An 18,181-nucleotide genomic window follows, 5' to 3' on the forward strand; every position below is an offset into this window, starting at 1 on the left:
GTTTACCGCAATTTTAAGTTTCCGCTTGTCATCTCAATATCGACTAAGTGTGTCCCTTTCCCATGCGTGCCGGTAAAACCTCGGCCTTCACTGTCCGCTTGGTCAAAATCATACGAATGATCAATACGTCCACTCGTTTTTTTCACTTGGACTTTGAAATCTCCCTCATCTGGCAAGTTAAATTTTGCACTGCCTGATGTCATGTGAAAGTCGACTGGTGAATCAATTGTATCAAAGCTTGCTGTCAGCCTGCCGCTTGTCATGCCTAATTGCAGCTTTCCTTTTACATCTTGAATATCAGCACGACCAGAAGTGGCACCAATATCACTTTCCTTCGCATCAATATGAGACACTGAAAGTCTGCCAGAAGTCGCTTTGATTTCCACACGATTTGCTGAGAAGTTCTCAGCTGTGAGGTTTCCGCTCGTTGATTTGAGCGTCACATCTTGAAGAGACAGCTTTCCTTCGCCATTTACTTCGCTCACGCCGATTCCACCTGTTATTTTCACATCTTTATGATAATCTGTTGGAATTTTGACTAAGAGTTCTCCTTTTTCAAATGCAGAGAAAAACAAAAATCCTTTATTTTCAGCACGGACTTTGAATGTTCCGCCTGTTTGTTCCGCATACATTTTCCCTTTTCCATTCACAACCATCACAGAAATATCCGAACGATCTTCCGGCTCCACCTTGATGCGAAATCCAGAAAGAGAGATATCTAATTGTTCAACCTCATCCTTTTTCGCTGAAGCTGTTGTGACCGCTTTATCACGAGAAAAGCTCAAATGAAAGAGATCTCCATTTTTGAAAAGCATCCCAATCATCAAAAAAACACCAACAAGTATACAAATTAGACCAATGAACCGTTTCATTTATATCATCCCTTTATCCTTTGACCTTTTTATTATAAGGAAAAGCGAAACAGAAAGAAATCAAATAACGGAAGAAAAATCCTGTTTTTCTTCCGTTTTGACACATTTCCATTAGTTTGCCGGCTGTTTCTCAAGCTGCTTTGATCGCTTAAGCTTTTGCCATTCCTTTTCAACCTCATCAGCGTAATCAAGATGAGCATATGCACCCTGATCGGCAAATTGTGCATAGCTGCCCGCTTTTGTCTCCATTTCCTCTATACGGTTCTCCATGCGTAGAAATTCTTTATAAGCACTTTCACTATCAACCTTATTCATAGATTCATTCATATGCTGCTTTGCCTGTGCGGCATTGGCTCTTGCAATCAGCGCTTGCTTCTTGTCTTTAACATCACGCAGCTTTGTTTCTAGATGCTGCAACTGTTCTTTCAGCTCTTTCAGCTGTTTAACAGATTGCTGATAGGCTTCTTGATATTCGTTGTGCTTTTCTTCAAAATACTTCATTTCAGTCAGTGCTTTCCGTGCAAGTTCTTCTTCTCCTGCATGAAACGCCAGCTCCGCCTGTTTCTTTCGCTTATCAGCAAATTCTTCTGTTTCTTCTGCTTTTCTCAAGAAACCTTGCTGAATGGTTTGCTGTTTAATGATCGCATGCTTCGCTTTAGCAATATCGTCCTCCATATCACGAACATATTGATTCAGCATGACACGCGGATTCTCCAATTTATCTAAACCTTCATTGACTGTTGCAACAAACATATCACGTACTCTTCTTAATACCATTTCATATTCCTCCCTTTATTTTTTCTTTAAAAAGTCTTCCCATTCTTGATCAAATGTCGTGTGCATCGGTTCTTCCATGTTCGGTGCCGTGTTTGGCTCCATATATGTTGTTCTGCCGGATGATTCCTTAGCAGATTCACCATTGATCATCTTCCAGCCAAAGTAGAGAAGTACTCCAGCAAATGCGATTCCGAGTAAAAATGGCAGCGACTGTGCGACGAGCAATACACCGATAATAGTGAGTATGACCCCTGTTGTTTTACTGCCTTTATCATATTTTTTGACACCTACATAAATGAGCCACGCCCCAATCAAAGTCGGGATCAGCCCGCCCAATGAACCACCAAAGAAGATGGATAAACCGATAAACATCAGGATTGAACCGATGATGGTTTTACTTGTGATTTTCATCTTCATGCCTCCTTTCTTGCTCCTTGCTTTCACTATAGTCAAAAAAGGAAGCTGGCAAAACGTGTCGTAGATTGATCTTTGATTGCGACCAGAGTCGTAACATGGCTCAGACTGAGCGGTTGAATCTATAGAAAAAGCACTCTTCGACTAGAAGAGTGCTCAGATTATTGACAAAGCGCTAAAATGAACTTTATTTTAGCTCTTTGTCTTCTTTTCAGTGTGATAGAAAACCTTTGCAGTCTAGGAAGAACAGTTACTTTTGCGGAGCGAATTGGACATTCGTGAGCACCGGCACGCAGGACTGACAAAGAATGCGAGGGTTTGCCTACACGCTGAACACTCTTCGACTAGAAGAGTGCTTTTCCTCATTTAGAACGAAACACGTCTGCACTTCGTTCATATTCAACATCCGCTTCACCGAGCCGATGATTCACAATACGGGCGACAGCAAAAAAATAGTCGGATAGACGGTTCACATATGTGAGCGTAACTGCTGGAATTTCCTCCTGCTTTGCGAGTGTCACAATATGCCGCTCGGCTCTCCTGACAACTGTTCGAGCCACATGTAAGAGGGCAGCGCCTTCCTGGCCGCCAGGTAAAATAAATTTAGTCAGCGGTGCGGCTTCTTCTACATACACGTCCATTCGCTTTTCAAGGACTGTCACAGATTCTTCTGTTAACTTGCCTTCTTTCGGTGGTTTCACCGCTGCCAAATCACCACCGCAGTCAAACAGTTCATGCTGAATGACCATCAGCTCTGACAGAACATCTTGAAACAATTCGCCATGCTGCCTTAAGTTTGCCTGGGCAAGTCCAATCAAACTATTCGCCTCATCTAATGTACCGTACGCTTCTACTCTTGCGTCATCTTTATCAGCCCGCCCGCCAATCAAACCTGTTTGACCTTGATCTCCGGTTTTTGTATAAAGTTTCATTGAGGTTCCCCCTTATCCATTGCTTGTTCCTTTTAGTATACCCTGAAGTGGAAAAGATGTATTTGTTTTATTATGAAACACTTTTATTCAAAACCTCTTCATTTCCACTTTATATGTTGAATGATGAAATATCACATTTTATAATAAATGAAAGCGCTTTTTAATTATGACAGATGGGTGGGATGATAGATGACTTTACAAAACAAAGTAGCCATCATTACAGGTGCAAGCAGAGGGATTGGCCGCGCCATTGCGGAGGCATTTGTCTCTGAAGGAGCTAAAGTGGTGCTGAACGGAACGAATGAAGTGCTATTGCAAGACGTTTGCTCCTCTCTGAATAAAAAAGAGACACGCGCTGTTTCTGTCGCTGGTGATGCTAGTTTACCAGCGACAGCTGCCTCCCTCGTTGAGAAGGCAAAAAACCATTTTGGACAGATTGATATATTGGTCAACAATGCTGGGATCAATTTGCGGAAATCAACAGTCGATACATCTGTTGATGAATGGAAAAGACTAATTGATATTAATTTGACGGGTACGTTTCTCATGTGTCAAGCAGTCATTCCTGACATGATCAAACAGCAAGGCGGGAAGATTGTCAACATGAGTTCAACTACTGGCAAAACCCCTCATCACAATGCATCACCCGCTTACGGCGTTTCAAAGGCAGGTATCAATTACTTAACGATGCATCTTGCCAAAGAATTAGCAGCACACCACATTCATGTAAATGCTGTCTGTCCTGGGCCAATTGAGACAGACATGAGCAAACAGTGGAGTGATGAATACCGTAGATCTGTTTTAGAAAGAATTCCTCTGAAAACAATTGGAACACCGCAGCAAGTCGCAAACGCCGTTACCTTTTTAGCCTCTGATCAGTCAGATTTCATCACAGGGGAAACCATCAACATGAATGGCGGAACGTATATGAACTAAAGAAAGAGCCTCCATTGGAAGGCTCTCAGATTGTTGACAAAGGGTTAAAATGAACTTTATTTTAACCCTTTGTCTTCTTTTCAGCGTGATAGAAAACCTTTGCAGCCCTAGGAAGGACGAGCATCGGCGCGGAGCGAATTTGACATTCGTGAGCACCGAAGCGCAGGACTGACACCGAATGCGAGGGTTTGTCTACACGCTGAGAGCCTCCATTGGAAGGCTCTTTCTCTTTTACTATCGGTTCTCTCTCGTACCAGAAAGCATGATTGCCTGCCGAATGGCTTCTTCCATACTCGCAGAATCAGCCTTTCCTGTTCCTGCAATATCAAATGCCGTCCCATGATCGACACTTGTACGGATTATAGGCAATCCAACTGTAATGTTCACGCCTGATTCTAAGCCAAGCACCTTGATTGGTCCATGCCCTTGATCATGATACATCGCCACAACGATATCAAAGTCGCCTCTTGTCGCCCTAAAGAACAGTGTATCAGCTGGTAGCGGGCCAAATACTTGAACCCCTTCATCCTGTGCTCGTTCTACCGCTGGAATGATCTTCTCCTCTTCTTCTCCGTTTCCAAACAGACCATTCTCCCCGGCATGCGGATTAATCCCGCACACAGCAATTTTAGGTGCAGGGATACCAGATCGAACGAGGGTATCATGAGCCAGTTTAATCGTTGTGTATACACGCTCAGGATTGATTTTTAAGATGGCATCCATTAATCCGATATGTGTCGTCACATGCACCACTTTTAAATTAGGAGCTGCCAGCATCATGGCATAATCGTCCGTACCTGTCAGGTCAGCTAAAATCTCTGTATGCCCTGGATACATATGACCAGCCTTATGAAGTGCTTCCTTGTTTAACGGTGCTGTACAAATGCCGTCAATTCTACGGTCATTCGCAAGTGTAATGGCTTTTTCAAGATATCGAAAAGCAGCATTCCCTGCTTCTTTTGAAATCTCTCCTACTGGAATATCGCTTGTTAATAGATGAAGATCAAGACAAGGAACGGCACCAGATTTTACTTGTTCCGCTTCCTCCGGTTCTTTAATACTGACAATCTCCACATCTGTATTCACAAAATCTTTCGCCCTATTTAATATATGGGTGTCTCCAATGACAAATAGAACGGCTTCTTCATGTAAACGGCTTTGCTGGAAGGCTTTTAAAATAATTTCAGGACCAACCCCAGAAGCATCTCCCATTGTTACAGCAATGATTGGTTTTGCCATTCGTCTACCCCCTCTATGTTTTTCAACACTTCAACCGCATGGAGCACAGAATCTTTTTGACCATATGCCCCTGCTTTTGTGACCGCATATACACTCGTATCAACGAGCCGCCCAAGCGGGATGCCGGGTTCAATTTCTTTCAACAGCTGAATCCCGCCTGCTCCAAGCTCATGGCATATCGCACGCGCCGTATCTCCACCAGTTAAAAAAAGGCGTTTTATCCCTGTTAATTCAACAATGTCTTTTGTGATCTTACCAAGACAGACAGATAAGGTACTTCCTACTTCTTGTCTTGTCATACCATTCGCTTCACCGTATGCCAACATCTGTTCAACCATTTCTGGCCTTGCGTCTGTATAAAGGAGAATATCTTCATCCTGACGCATGAGCAGCTGATCCATGACTGATTTCCTTTCCCATGCTTCACGGCCGTTTAATACATTCAACGGGTTCACTTTCACCTCGAGACAATCGTGTTTTTCTCTTAAAAAAGCAAACTGCTCATTTGTTTTTTGAGAAGCACTTCCTGAAACGATGAGAACAGATTCATGCTTTTTTGCATGAGAAAGATTGCGGTATTTCGCGATATAGGATGATAATGCGCCAGCGAGTCCGGCTGACCCGACCCAAAGCACTCTTTGATTGATCTTCATAAACAAATCAACGATCTGTGTTAAATCATGGTTCGTTTCTGCATCACACACAAACCATTGATGACCATGTTTTAATAAAGATGAAACGTCATGACTCGTTTCGTTTAGCTCTGAATAGACCGCTTGCTGCGAAAGATGTTTTGGCTTGATGTTTGTCTGCTCGTCAATTAAGTCTGAAATACTGGATGTCAGGACAGGCGTTTTTGGGTCCTTCGCTGCTTCTGATAGATGAACAGGCATACCCTCCACATAATGAATCCCATAGGCCGTAGATCTATTCGCATCGGGGTAAGCGGGGGCAATGACTGCCGCATCAAACCGGCCAAGATCCATTAGTGCCTGAAGCTCTACTCCTATATTTCCTCTTAACGTTGAATCTATTTTTTTAAAGAAAAGGTGCGAATCCCCTTGTAGAAACGGCTGAATCACTTGACTGACCTCATTATACGCTCTTTCAGAAGACATACTTCGTGAGTCTGTATCGACAATCAGTACATCTTCCTCCTTGTACCGGCTCATATCCTCAAGTGACGGCTGGAACAGCACAGAGGCTTTTAAACCGGCCTTCACAAATTGAACACCTGTATCACTTGCGCCTGTTAAATCATCAGCCACAATGATCACCTTTTGCTCTAAGTTCGCTCCTTTTTTTAATAGATCGTTTGTCATTTAGACACCTCGGTCTCATTGCATATTATTCCTTTAGCTTTCTCCACAGCGTCGTGCGGTTAATATTTAGCCGCTTTGCTGCTTTTGATTGATTCATATTTTCTTCTTCCAGCACCGTCCGAATGATTCGTCTTTCAATCTCGTCAAGCGTGCCATGTAAATAGCTGGACAGCTGTTTTTCTTCATTCTCAGAAGCAAGTTGCTCAATTGCCGGCTTTGCTTTACTCAACGTGATATATCCACTTTTTGTTGTCAGCACCAGTTCTTCCATAATCCGCTTGAACTGCCGGACATTTTCTCTAAATCGCTCGTTTTGAAAGGCGGCAATCACTTCTGCTGACAGCCCAACAACCTGCGTCCCATAAAGAGAATTTAATTCAGCTATAAATAACCGGCTCATATCCTCAATATCTTCTGCCCGTTCAGATAACGGCGGGACATGAATGACGAGCTCCTGCAAACACGTATATAGGTCTTCATGAAACGCCCCAGATTGCATCAATTTGAACAAATCAACTGTAGATGCAGCCATCCAGCGAATGTTCTGCTGATGATGAATAAGCTGCTCGGCCATGATGGACTGCATAGCCATTGGGACACGATCAATATCCTTCAGAAAGATCGTCCCTTTTTGATGCACCGGAATTATGTTTACATCATCTAATTCAGTCAAACGGCTGCAATGCACCGTCATAAAGCTCTCATTTTTCCTCTCGCTCATTTGGTGAATAGCAAAAGCAAGGCTTGATTTACCAGTTCCTTGTTCACCATAGAGACAAATCGATCGTTCTGTTTGGCTGAACGCCTTTGCCCTTTTAATCACATCTTTCATATTTGAACTCTGCTCAGTAAAAAGAGCAAATGGATGTGCTGAATGAACAGGTGCAGCCAGCGTCCATATACGCTGCCCCTCCCTATTAATCACAGCAGAAGGCTTCTCAATCGTCAAAAGCAGCTCCCCTTTAGATAATAAGCTTCCTTTGACATGCCACACTTGCTGCTGAAAGGAGATTTGAGAATATCCATTTTGTTTTCCTTCTCGAACCGCTTTTACTGCTGGTTCAAGCGCCGGGCACCAAGCCATCACATCAACATGAGACGTAAACGGTGCAAATAACCCTTTTTCTGTCCATTCTTTCATTTGTTGATTGATAAAATAAAGCTGATTGTGCTGATCAATGATCAGCATCCCTTTTGACTCCTGGTCAATCATTTCACGAAAGAGGCGCTGCTCAGCTGTCGCCTCTTTATATAAACGGTACATTTGTTTTGCTTGATGAAACGCTTCTTTGACAGATTCACGTCCTGAGGTAATGAGCATGCTTTGCATCCCCAGCTCCTTGGCCGCTTTATCTGTAATCACATCACCCAGTACAACCTGTGTCCCTTGCTCCTGTAACTGCTGTAAAAGATCCCACACTTCTTCCTCTTGCTGTATCGTATAAATATCAATTTTGATCCCGTATAACTCTCCGATGGTGCGTACACCTTGTGTAATATTTTCAAATCCAACTACTGCTTTTTTCCCTTGGTAATCTTTAATCAGCGTGAGGGCACGAAGCAAGTCGTAGCCTGACACAGGGATATCCACCACTGGAATGTTGACGTGTTTTTGAATAAGCGCAGCTGTCCCCCCGCGGCTCATAATAATATCCATTCCTTGAGCCTCGGCCTGTTCTGCCAGTGCAACACCTGACCTAAGATCTCCGACTTCAAGCTGGAATGTGATGCTTTTTTCGTCTTTGGCAAGGTCGATTAATACATCGCCTAATCCTTTATACGGCGCAATACCTAATACTTTTATATTCATGAAAAGGACCCCCCATTTTTTATCTCTTCATCGTGAGACATGCGTTGAGGGAGTCCAAATGTTAGCAAATTGAGACAACCCTCCAAACATCAATTATAAATGAAGAAAATGAGGGTTACAATTCACGGAAACACTGATCCCTTGCGGTTAAGACGTGTGATGAGTCCATTCTTCTTTCACACACACATACTTGATGACCTGCCGGTAAAAAGTAAACGCAATGTGCAGACTACCATCTTTTCCTTCTGTGATGGATGGATAGGAATACTCTCGATTCAATTTGTCCTTTGAGTTGTTTGTCATGGCATATCCATCGCCAATTTCAAGGTTACGTCTGACGGGCCATGTCGCACCGTCATCCGTCGAGATGGCAAGTGTCATTGGCGCACGCGGTGTTCCCCAAAAGGCTGGACGCGCCTCTGTATCAACAGCCGTTCGTGTATCGCCTTCATCCTCAATCTCATCATACAAGGACGCTCTTCTTTCTGTTTGATCATCCGCATTGATATGGTTATAAACGAGGGCAAGATGACCATTATGGAGCACCGTAAATTGAATGGATGAGTTATTGTTTGGCAGCTCTGTTGCTCTTGGCTCAGACCATGTCCGTCCATGATCCACTGAACGGCTCATATAAATCGAATCAGCAAACCGGCTTCTAAAGAGGGCAAGCAGGGAACCATCCGCACATTTTCCGATATTCATATGAACACAGCCAGTACTGTTGGGCACAGTGACCTCTTCCCAGGTCTTCCCTTGATCTGAGGAAATCTTCACAGCACTGACATCACGGTTTCCTGTCCATTTTACGCCAGGAATCGTTTTACAATAGAACACCGGAAGGAGCCAATCATCATTATCCAATACAACAATAGGCTGTCGTATAAACGTCCCCGGCTGATCAAATAAAGTACCAATCTCTCCCCAAGTCTCTCCTCTATCCTCCGATAAACGATATCTCACAAGAGCTGTATCTTGATTGCCAGAAAGTTGTGCTGTATAAAGCAGCCACAGCCTGCCATCTTTCTCTTGAAAAAGAACTGGATTTTGTTCAGATCGTGTAGAATCATCAGACAGCTTCACAGCCTTCGTCCATTGATTACTTCCTTGCTTGAGCCTTGACATATAGATAGAGATATCAGGAATTCCTTCTTGCGTACCGCCAAACCATACACACAGCAAATCTCCATTATCCAGTTCGATGAGATTAGCCGCATGGTTTTGCACGCAATCTGTTGGTAAAAAGGCTTCTTTTCTAGCTGCGTCTTGTTCATTTTGTCGCAATTTTCCATCTATTTTGATCATAATGTCTTCATTTGTCATCATAATTCTCCTTTCAGTGATTGATCCTTTTTAGCGGGCGGGCTGATCCATCGATCCATCACCAGAACTAGGAAAGGAATGATAATGGCCACATACATATTATCGATTCCAAATGGATTATCGAGTAAATACCACACCGTCGTGGCGATGCCTGAAGCGGCAAGACCAATGGTTGCTCCTCTATTTGAATTAAAGTATGGCAAGTAAAATCCCATTGCTGCTACAACAGCAATCGATGTTCGAAGTGCTCGTGTAAAAAAGGAAAGTGACAGCAACTCTGGTGCAAGTGCGACCCCCACAAGCGGCACAATCCCAACCATGACAGCTACATACCGAGTCACCTTCATACGCTGCTCTGGTGATGGTTTCTTTTTCGGTACATAAAAGTCATCAATAATCAACGTGGTTGTAGCAAGTGCAACCGTCGAGACACCAACAAAAATGGATGCGACAAGCGATGTTGCCACAATAGCGCTCAAAATCGGATTCATATGCTGTAAAAAGACAGGGAAAGCATAAATAGGGTCAATGTCTGGATACAAATAACGGGCTGCGACACCGATGATCCCGATCGCAATGGCAAGCGGCAAACAAAGGAGTGCTGCATACAGGGTCGATTTTTTCGCTTCTCGCTCACTTTTCGACGAGGTGATCGCTTGAATGATAAACTGCGTCGCAAAAATGGCCCCCATGTTTCCTATAAACCAAGCTCCAATCGTTCCCCAACCGATGGTCCCATCCCATGTAAAGAAATGGTCGGGTAATGTTTGTTTCATTGGCTCAAAGCCTTTTGTTAAATAAAGGGCTACCCCTAGTGTAATTAAAATCCCCGCATACTTCACAATTGAATGAAGGATCGTGACCCATGCAACCCCCTTCATTCCTCCGAAAGTAAAATAAAATGTACTCACAACCGCCGTGATGATGGCACAGGTCATTAAAGGAAGGCCAAGAATGGATGCAATGGCAGCTGAACCACTTAAATAGTTTCCTAGATTCACTAAGAGCAGGGCTGCAATCATAATGACAGAGACAACAAGCTTTGTTGATTTTCCAAATTTTTGATCAATAATACCTGAAATCGTGTATTGTCCTGTTCGATAAAACTTTCCCACTAAGAAAAAGGAAAAAATAAAAAAGGCAATAGCAACTGTGATAACAGACCATGAAGCGGAAAGCCCGTGTGTAAAAGCAGATTCAGCTGTTCCGACAGTTGACTTCGTCCCAATGAATTCACTCATTAACAAAATACCGACCACAATAGCTGGAAGTGACTTAGCGGCATTGTTAAATTCTGAGTTAGACTTACTACGGAAACGCATCGTCAGCCAGGTCGTAAACAGAATATAGAGAATAATGACGATTAAAATAAATGTGATGACAGAACTGCTTAAGACATTCACTTAAAATCCCCCTTTGTGTGCAAGCCGTATGAAGCAACTTCTTATGTCCCATCCCAGTGACGTATGAAGTGTTAAACGTGGAGCAGTTTCATGTAGACCTGTTCAATATCAGAGACAGACATCGGCTTCGGGTTGTTATCCATTAATCTCTTCACCTCTGAAGCAGCTTCAGCAAGTGCCGGCACATCTTCTTTTGACACGCCGAAGGCTTTGAGTTGTTGAGGAATGTGTAAATCCGCTGTCCACTCTTCAACTTGACGAATTACTTGCTCTGCAAGCGTATGCTTTGAGCCTTTCTCTTCGATCCCTATCACTCTAGCAATAACTTCAAGACGATCTTTGATATGGTCTGCATTAAACGCCGTGACATGAGGAAGCAGCATGGAATTAGCGACACCGTGTGAAATTTTGAATTTCCCCCCTAACGGATAAGCCATTGCATGAACAGCAGCGGTTCCAGCACTTGTGAGCGCCATCCCGCCATACATGGCACCAACCAGCATATCTTCCCTTGCTGTCATATTATCCCCGTGATGATAGGCCTCCTGAATACTTGCTGAAATGAGCCTCATCGATTCGAGTGCAAACATATCACTAAATGGATTGGCTTTATTTGAAATATACGATTCAAGCGCATGCGTAAACGCATCCATCCCTGTAGCTGCGGTAATGGCTTTTGGCAATTTGAGTGTCAGTGCGGGATCTAAGATCACAAGATCAGGCAAAAGGTATGGGCTGACCATGCCAATTTTTAATTCTTTTTCCGGAAAGGTAACAATCGCGTTTGGTGTCACTTCTGATCCCGTACCTGAGGTTGTTGGAATGAGAATCGTTGGAACTCCTCTTTTTTTAACAAGGTTCGTGCCAACGAGATCAGAAATTGGCTGATCATTCGTCTTTAGAACAGCTAATATTTTGGCCGCATCCAGCACACTCCCGCCACCAATCCCAATAATGGCTTCATGCTCCCCTTTTAAAAATATCTGGAATACGTCCTCGATATTTTCTTCCGTTGGTTCAGGCTTAATCTCTGTGCTGATCTCACTCGCAACCCCTTTTTTTGCAAGTTCTGTTTTGATTTGATCTGCGTAACCAAGAGATACGATGGATGGCTGCGTTAAAATAAAGATCGATCTCAACTTGCTAAGTCCTAATAGCTCTAGTTTCTCCCCAAGGAGCTCTAGAGAGTGGGCGCCAGAAACAATGTGTGATGCCGTTTGAAAGTGATAATGTGATATCGTCATCTCTTCACGACTCCTTTGCTGCTTTTGCTTGTATCCGATAATTCTCCATCATGTTCGCCACAGCTTCTAAAGATTCGCCGGATAATGCTTTGACCGGGCTTTTTGGCGGACCTACAGGAATCCCTGAAAGTTCAGCTGCTTTTTTCAAAGGTGCTGGTAACGTTCCTAATGTGAATGTCGCTCTTAACGGCTGCAGCTGCTGCTGACATTGCTCACTTTGGTCAAGATTTCCTTGCTGAAACGATTCATAAATGCCAACGACGGTTTTGGGAAGCACATTTGCCGTTGCCGCCACTGCACCTGTTCCGCCTAGCTTCAATGTCTCTAAAATGAGGGAATCCGTTCCTGCAAGCACGACAAACTCTTCATCCTTTGTGACATCGAGATACGCTTTGATATTGGCAATATCTCCACTACTGTCTTTAATACCTAACACATTCGGTAGGACGCTGAGCCTTGCAACCGTCTCTGGCGCAAGTGACACACCTGTTCTTGATGGAATGTTATAAAGTAAAATAGGGATGGTCACATTCTCTGAAATATGACGAAAATGCTCATACAGCTCCTCTTGTGATGGCGCAACAAAATAAGGGGTGATAACCGACAAGACATCTACGCCTAAATCTGCGAACTTGTTTGACAGCTTAATGGTTGCATCAGTGCTATTCTCACCTGCTCCCATGTATACAGGCACCCTGCCGCCCGCAGCCTTTACAACAGTTTCAGCAATTTGAAGCTTTTCTTCCTCTGAAAACAAATGAAATTCGCCGTTTGTCCCTAAAGCAAAGATGCCGTGCACACCTGAGTCGATTAAATGATCAATAAGTTGCTTTGTCACTTCTGGATGAAAATGCTCTTCTTCTGTAAGCGGTGTCAAAATAGCTGGAATGATTCCCTGAATGTTCAAATGATCCTCCCCTTTCGGTTGTTGCATTTTTAAACAACTAATTATTAAAACGCTTTCATGATTCTTATTATAAAAGCAATATGATTTATTTAGCAACATCTTTTTCGTTTTTTTCAAATATTCAGTGGGTGACATAAGTAGATGTTGATGTTTTCAACAAAAAAAGTGAACCAGCCGGTTCACTTTTTCATGGCATTCAATGTATGAAGAAGATGCTTCACTTTCAGTCTGACTCTTTCATGTAAATGAGCAGTATGCTCCTTTTCTTCTGCATTGGCAGCAGCGATACAAAGGTGATGTACCTGGATACTTGTCTCTTGTTTAATGAAGTGCATCAGCTCGCCCATTATCTGGACAGACGCACCATCTGATATCGTTCCTTTCAGCACAAGCCAAACGGACAGCTCTCCTTCTTGATGCATTCCATAAAGAAGGACATCTTCATCATCATCTTCAGCGGCGTATTGCTTCGGCCCATCAGATTGACCAAGAAATAAATACCCTTCCTCATCATCCAGCATGTCTTGGAGTGCTTCAGTTCCCGTTCCAAGGGACCGTGTCCAAAAGAAACCCCCGCTTTTCTCATGTGATGAAAGGATGCGCAATGGCTGATGAGTAGAAAATGTCATTCCGTTTGCGCCATATGTTTTCCACCCATCCGCTAAGTTCAGCCTTGAATGTTCAGAGATGGACGCAGGTTCAATTACCAGCTGAGGGTTTGCCCGCAGTGGATGTTGGAGAGGTGTTACATTTGTTTCATACACCCGGTTCACCCGTTCGGTGGTCAACACATGATGCGGTTCTCCCAGCATGTCCGTCTTTCCTTCATTCAGCAAAAGCAGACTGTCACAATACAAACTGGCAATGTTCACATCATGAAACACACCGATCACCGTTAAGTTAGAGGAAACCGTCTCTTGTTTAATCAAATCGAGTAACTCTTTTTGATAAGCTAAATCAAGAAAACTCGTTGGTTCATCCAGCAATAAATAGTCAGGGCACTGAGCCAGCGCTTGAGCTAAGTAAACCCGCTGCTGTTCTCCACCGCTTAACTCATGAATGGATTGATCTTTAAATTGAGCAATATCTGTTTGGTCCATCACCTTGCTGACAATCTCGATATCTGCTTTCGTAACAGATTGCAGCCAACCTTTCTGATAAGGATAACGCCCAAACTGGACCGTTTCTTCCACTGTAAATGAAAAGGCTTGATCGGTCTTCTGGGGAAGAACCGCCAATTTTTGCGCAAGTGCCTTTGGCCGGTAGGATTGAACTGGATGGCCATCTAGTGTTACTTGGCCGCTCTCAGGTGCTAAAATACCTGCGATCATTTTAAGCAGTGTCGTCTTACCGCTCCCATTTGGACCAAGGATGCCGAGGAATTCCCCTCGCTCCACTTCAAAACTCACGCCGTGAATGACCTCTTTTTCTCCATATCCTCCTCTAACTTCCTTCACTTGAATCATAGATGCGTCCCTCCTCTATATCTGCGAATGAGGATGATGCCAAAGACAGGTGCACCAATTAACGCTGTAATGATGCCAATAGGCAATTCAGTCGGTTCAATGATCGTACGGGAGAGCACATCTGCTAAAACGAGAAAGGAAGCACCATTCAGCATCGACAAAGGCAGCAAATGACGATGATCCGTAATGGATAAAAGACGGATAAAATGCGGAATCACCAGTCCTACAAATCCGATCGTTCCTGACACAGCCACCGCACTTCCAGTCAGAATCGAACCAGCAAGCAGCACCACATATTTGCTCCTTTTTACATGAACCCCTAACAGTTTTGCCTTTTCTTCGCCATACGTCATCACATTTAAATCTCTTCCCATCAAGATCAATGCAAATGTACCAATGAGGAAAAAAGGAAGAAAAAGAGCAATATATCGCCAGCCTCTCATAGACACACTGCCTAGAAGCCAATGAATAATCTCTTTTAAATCATCACCTGTTAACGCAATCATTAATGAAATGAGGGCTCCTAAAAAAGAGCTAAAGATGACCCCCGTCAAAATTAAAGAAGAAATGCTCATTCCTCGGTGAACCAGACGGGCAAAAAAGAGGACGAGACATAGTGTGACAAGCGCTGTTGTCATACTCAAAAAAGGCAGTGTAAAACTGCCGAGCAAAGGAAACTGCAAACTGAAAAACAGTGTGGCTACAGCCCCCACAGATGCCCCTTGAGATACCCCAAGTGTATAAGGGTCAGCGAGAGGATTTTTTAATAAACCTTGAAAGGCTGCACCAGATAACGCCAGAGCTGCTCCGACTAACGCCGCTAATATCACTCTCGGCAGCCGGATATTCATCATAATATTGCGGTCAATTGCATCAATGGTTCCGGCCTCGATTCCAAATACTTCATGAACAAAGATCCGAAGTATAGAAGGAATGGGAATCCCTAAGCTGCCAAATGAGATTCCCATTCCAATGCTCACCACAAGAAGTAAAGCACTTGCTGTGTATGCGATGATGATTTTATTTGAACGTGTCAGGATAGATGCTTTTCGCAAGAGCCTCCACTCCTTCAACCAATCGCGGTCCCGGTCGTGATGCCAGATCCGTATTCAATTGAAAGACTTGTTTTTCTTTGACTGCTTTGATCGCCTTCCAGCCGTCTCTTTTTTTCAGATCAGCTAAACTTGCGCCATCAATCGTAACGATGGCATCAGGATTTCGTTTAATAATTGATTCTTCCGTCATTTGCACCCAGCCTGTTTGGTCGCCAGCAGCATTTTTTGCATGAATGACAGACAACATTTCGTCCATAAACGTTTGTTTACCTGTTGTATAAATTTCAGGCGCACCTGATACTTCGACAAAAACTGTTTTTTGTTTGTCTTTGGAGATGGATTCTGCTTGTTTTTTGATGTCATTCAGTTTTGATTTCATCTCATCTACAAGCTTCGTTGATGCCTCTTTTACGCCGGTTGCTTCACCAATCATATGGATAGACTTATAAACATCTTTGAAGGAAGCCGCATCATTGACAGTCAGCACTTGAATACCTGCATCTTCAAGCTGTTTAAATCCGTCTTTTGAGCTCATTTGTGATGCATGTGCTAAGACAAGATCAGGCTTTAAGGAAATAACCTTCTCTACATTGAAATCAAGACCGCCAATCTTCTCCACCTTTTCTACTTCCTTTGGATAGTTGTCAAAGTCTGATCGACCAACGATTTTATCTCCAAGACCAAGGGCATAGGCAACCTCTGTATTACTTGGAATTAACGAAACAATTCGTTTAGGCTGTTCTTTGATTTCAACTGTTTTACCAGCTGCATCTTTGATGGATACAGGAAATGCGGCAGCCGCTGTCTCTTTAGGCTTTGAACTGTTTGTTTTTTGGTCCGTTTCCGCACCTGCACACCCTGCTAAAACACCGATCACAAGTAACAATGATAGCCAAATACCAGTTAACTTCTTCATCAATAAACCCCCTGCTTTATGTACTGCTTGACGTCATCTCTTTCGTCAATTCTTTTCTAATTTCGGGAATATTATACTACAGAGCAGATAGGTTGTATATGTGACGGCCAATACGTTTTTTTGCCCTTATAAAAGAAAAACAGCCTTTGACGTGGCTGTTTTCACTTCCGCTATTGGTTGATATCTTCACCATTAATGACAACTTTCTGAAATGAAGGAGATACTGCATGTTCCAATGAAAGAGGGTACGTGACATCGTCAATGACACAGTCTTTCATTTTAAAGTGTGTGACCGGGGAATGTGAGTATGCGGCGATCTTCACGCCATATCGCCCTCCGCTACTTTTTAACCCTTCTACTTCAATATGACGGACTACAGGTCTATGCGGACCGGCATCCCCTTCCTCATACATCATGTCGATACAGACCACCTCATGCTTTAAGCTTTTCACTAGATTGTTTTTAAAATAGATGTGTTCAATGGTACCGCCCCTGACAGAGTTGGTCTTAATGCGCAATGCCCTGTCGAGGTTCGGACTGTCCATGACATTATCCTCTGCATATACATACTTGACGCCTCCAGAGATTTCACTCCCGATCGTTACTCCGCCATGACCATCACGCATCGTATTTCTACGAATGACGATGTTTTCAGATGGAACACCGATTCTCCGGCCGTCCTCATTTCTGCCCGATTTAATGGCAATACAATCATCGCCATTATCAAAATAACAATCTTCAATGAGCACATGTCGGCACGACTCTGGATTCACACCATCTGTATTTGGGCCATGACCGATGATATTCACCCCACGGACGATGACGTTTTCACTTAACACCGGATGGACTTGCCACATCGGTGAATCCTTTACTGTTACTCCTTCAATGAGAATGTTTTGGCAATTGTATGGCTGGATAAAGCTTGATCTTAAATAATGTCCTTCGCCAAACACCCTTTCTTCCACTGGTATTCTTTTTTCAGCCATTTCAAAAAGAAGCTGTCGATCCCGATCTTGAGAGGGTTGACCATTTGTTCCATACTTCCAAGGCCACCAGTGGTGTTCATCCCCTCTCCCGTCCAGCGTGCCTGCTCCTGTAATCGCGATGTTTTCTGCATGATGGGCATAAATAAGTGGTGAATAATTATAGAGCTCAATGCCTTCATATCTTGTTAGAACAAGTGGGAGATAATCACGTGTATCTTGGCTAAAGGCCACATAGGCGTTTTCATGAAGATGAAGCTCTACATTGCTTTTCAATTCTAAAGCGCCTGTCAAAAATGTCCCTTCAGGAATCAGCACACGCCCTCCTTTCAAACGATGTGCATCATCGATGGCAGACTGAATAGCATTTGTCGAAAGCTCTATCCCTTTGTTATCTGCACCATAATGAATGACATTGAATTCACGATCTGGGAACTTTGGTGCTTTTATCTGCTTTAACACCTGATCTATGCCATTTGTTTCTTTGTCTTTTTTCCCTTGCTTTGCTAAACGTGCGAGTCCAATTCCTGTTAGTACTGTTCCTGCTGTCACATACATCAAATTCCGTTTTTTAGACATTTC

Annotated in this window: 16 protein-coding genes; 1 reads left to right on the forward strand and 15 read right to left on the reverse strand. The window is 43.4% G+C overall.

What is annotated here, in order from left to right:
* Positions 1-2: 2 nt before the first annotated feature.
* The 4 genes from liaG to ES896_RS01300 all read right to left on the reverse strand — a co-directional run bounded on the left by liaG (position 3) and on the right by ES896_RS01300 (position 2,995).
* On the reverse strand, positions 3-872 hold the full coding sequence (gene liaG, locus ES896_RS01285; protein WP_017359270.1) for a LiaG family protein: 870 nt from the start codon (positions 870-872) through the stop codon (positions 3-5).
* A gap of 111 nt (positions 873-983) precedes the next feature.
* Complete coding sequence (gene liaH / locus ES896_RS01290; RefSeq protein WP_039168185.1) at positions 984-1,649, reverse strand: stress responsive protein LiaH; 666 nt, start codon at positions 1,647-1,649, stop codon at positions 984-986.
* Positions 1,650-1,664: 15 nt separating this feature from the next.
* Positions 1,665-2,060: a hypothetical protein gene (locus ES896_RS01295; RefSeq protein ID WP_050826601.1), complete on the reverse strand. Its 396-nt coding sequence runs from the start codon at positions 2,058-2,060 to the stop codon at positions 1,665-1,667.
* A gap of 365 nt (positions 2,061-2,425) precedes the next feature.
* Positions 2,426-2,995, reverse strand: a complete 570-nt coding sequence (locus ES896_RS01300; RefSeq protein WP_135226261.1) for a cob(I)yrinic acid a,c-diamide adenosyltransferase — start codon at positions 2,993-2,995, stop codon at positions 2,426-2,428.
* 189 nt (positions 2,996-3,184) lie between these two features.
* Here ES896_RS01300 and ES896_RS01305 point away from each other — a divergent pair, with 189 nt between their 5' ends.
* Positions 3,185-3,931, forward strand: a complete 747-nt coding sequence (locus ES896_RS01305; protein WP_039168189.1) for an SDR family NAD(P)-dependent oxidoreductase — start codon at positions 3,185-3,187, stop codon at positions 3,929-3,931.
* A 234-nt stretch (positions 3,932-4,165) separates the two neighbouring features.
* Here ES896_RS01305 and pdxA read toward each other — a convergent pair whose 3' ends face one another.
* The 11 genes from pdxA to ES896_RS01360 form a co-directional block, all read right to left on the reverse strand.
* Positions 4,166-5,170, reverse strand: coding sequence for a 4-hydroxythreonine-4-phosphate dehydrogenase PdxA (pdxA, locus tag ES896_RS01310; RefSeq protein ID WP_041091886.1), 1,005 nt, complete (start codon positions 5,168-5,170; stop codon positions 4,166-4,168).
* On the reverse strand, positions 5,146-6,492 hold the full coding sequence (locus ES896_RS01315) for a four-carbon acid sugar kinase family protein (RefSeq protein ID WP_135226262.1): 1,347 nt from the start codon (positions 6,490-6,492) through the stop codon (positions 5,146-5,148). Before ES896_RS01315 ends, pdxA begins: the two co-directional genes overlap by 25 nt.
* A gap of 25 nt (positions 6,493-6,517) precedes the next feature.
* Complete coding sequence (locus ES896_RS01320; RefSeq protein WP_135226263.1) at positions 6,518-8,302, reverse strand: sigma-54-dependent Fis family transcriptional regulator; 1,785 nt, start codon at positions 8,300-8,302, stop codon at positions 6,518-6,520.
* A 147-nt stretch (positions 8,303-8,449) separates the two neighbouring features.
* Positions 8,450-9,625, reverse strand: coding sequence for a sialidase family protein (locus tag ES896_RS01325; RefSeq protein ID WP_135226264.1), 1,176 nt, complete (start codon positions 9,623-9,625; stop codon positions 8,450-8,452).
* Positions 9,625-11,028, reverse strand: coding sequence for a sodium:solute symporter family protein (locus tag ES896_RS01330; protein WP_025207958.1), 1,404 nt, complete (start codon positions 11,026-11,028; stop codon positions 9,625-9,627). The genes ES896_RS01325 and ES896_RS01330 overlap by 1 nt, the downstream gene beginning before the upstream one ends.
* A 71-nt stretch (positions 11,029-11,099) precedes the next feature.
* On the reverse strand, positions 11,100-12,272 hold the full coding sequence (locus tag ES896_RS01335; RefSeq protein WP_135226265.1) for an iron-containing alcohol dehydrogenase: 1,173 nt from the start codon (positions 12,270-12,272) through the stop codon (positions 11,100-11,102).
* Between the two features lie 4 nt (positions 12,273-12,276).
* Complete coding sequence (dapA, locus tag ES896_RS01340; protein WP_135226266.1) at positions 12,277-13,179, reverse strand: 4-hydroxy-tetrahydrodipicolinate synthase; 903 nt, start codon at positions 13,177-13,179, stop codon at positions 12,277-12,279.
* A 179-nt stretch (positions 13,180-13,358) separates the two neighbouring features.
* Positions 13,359-14,645 carry a heme ABC transporter ATP-binding protein gene (locus ES896_RS01345; RefSeq protein WP_135226267.1) on the reverse strand — a complete coding sequence of 429 codons (1,287 nt, stop codon included), beginning with the start codon at positions 14,643-14,645 and terminating at the stop codon, positions 13,359-13,361.
* Positions 14,642-15,700: a FecCD family ABC transporter permease gene (locus ES896_RS01350; RefSeq protein WP_019743893.1), complete on the reverse strand. Its 1,059-nt coding sequence runs from the start codon at positions 15,698-15,700 to the stop codon at positions 14,642-14,644. Before ES896_RS01350 ends, ES896_RS01345 begins: the two co-directional genes overlap by 4 nt.
* Positions 15,666-16,616 carry an ABC transporter substrate-binding protein gene (locus ES896_RS01355; RefSeq protein WP_008347105.1) on the reverse strand — a complete coding sequence of 317 codons (951 nt, stop codon included), beginning with the start codon at positions 16,614-16,616 and terminating at the stop codon, positions 15,666-15,668. Before ES896_RS01355 ends, ES896_RS01350 begins: the two co-directional genes overlap by 35 nt.
* Before the next feature lie 170 nt (positions 16,617-16,786).
* On the reverse strand, positions 16,787-18,178 hold the full coding sequence (locus ES896_RS01360; RefSeq protein ID WP_135226268.1) for a glycoside hydrolase family 28 protein: 1,392 nt from the start codon (positions 18,176-18,178) through the stop codon (positions 16,787-16,789).
* Between the last annotated feature and the right edge of the window lie 3 nt (positions 18,179-18,181).

The sequence above is a fragment of the Bacillus sp. 005/A4HT-01/001 genome (genome assembly GCF_004634445.1).
Classification (GTDB): Bacteria; Bacillota; Bacilli; order Bacillales; family Bacillaceae; genus Bacillus; species Bacillus altitudinis.

Bases quoted from the DNA above. Each gene is read 5' to 3' on its own strand.
- liaG (WP_017359270.1), bottom strand. From the start codon at position 872: ATGAAACGGTTCATTGGTCTAATTTGTATACTTGTTGGTGTTTTTTTG.
- liaH (WP_039168185.1), bottom strand. From the start codon at position 1,649: ATGGTATTAAGAAGAGTACGTGATATGTTTGTTGCAACAGTCAATGAA.
- ES896_RS01295 (WP_050826601.1), bottom strand. From the start codon at position 2,060: ATGAAAATCACAAGTAAAACCATCATCGGTTCAATCCTGATGTTTATC.
- ES896_RS01300 (WP_135226261.1), bottom strand. From the start codon at position 2,995: ATGAAACTTTATACAAAAACCGGAGATCAAGGTCAAACAGGTTTGATT.
- ES896_RS01305 (WP_039168189.1), top strand. From the start codon at position 3,185: ATGACTTTACAAAACAAAGTAGCCATCATTACAGGTGCAAGCAGAGGG.
- pdxA (WP_041091886.1), bottom strand. From the start codon at position 5,170: ATGGCAAAACCAATCATTGCTGTAACAATGGGAGATGCTTCTGGGGTT.
- ES896_RS01315 (WP_135226262.1), bottom strand. From the start codon at position 6,492: ATGACAAACGATCTATTAAAAAAAGGAGCGAACTTAGAGCAAAAGGTG.
- ES896_RS01320 (WP_135226263.1), bottom strand. From the start codon at position 8,302: ATGAATATAAAAGTATTAGGTATTGCGCCGTATAAAGGATTAGGCGAT.
- ES896_RS01325 (WP_135226264.1), bottom strand. From the start codon at position 9,625: ATGACAAATGAAGACATTATGATCAAAATAGATGGAAAATTGCGACAA.
- ES896_RS01335 (WP_135226265.1), bottom strand. From the start codon at position 12,272: ATGACGATATCACATTATCACTTTCAAACGGCATCACACATTGTTTCT.
- ES896_RS01345 (WP_135226267.1), bottom strand. From the start codon at position 14,645: ATGATTCAAGTGAAGGAAGTTAGAGGAGGATATGGAGAAAAAGAGGTC.
- ES896_RS01355 (WP_008347105.1), bottom strand. From the start codon at position 16,616: ATGAAGAAGTTAACTGGTATTTGGCTATCATTGTTACTTGTGATCGGT.
- ES896_RS01360 (WP_135226268.1), bottom strand. From the start codon at position 18,178: ATGTCTAAAAAACGGAATTTGATGTATGTGACAGCAGGAACAGTACTA.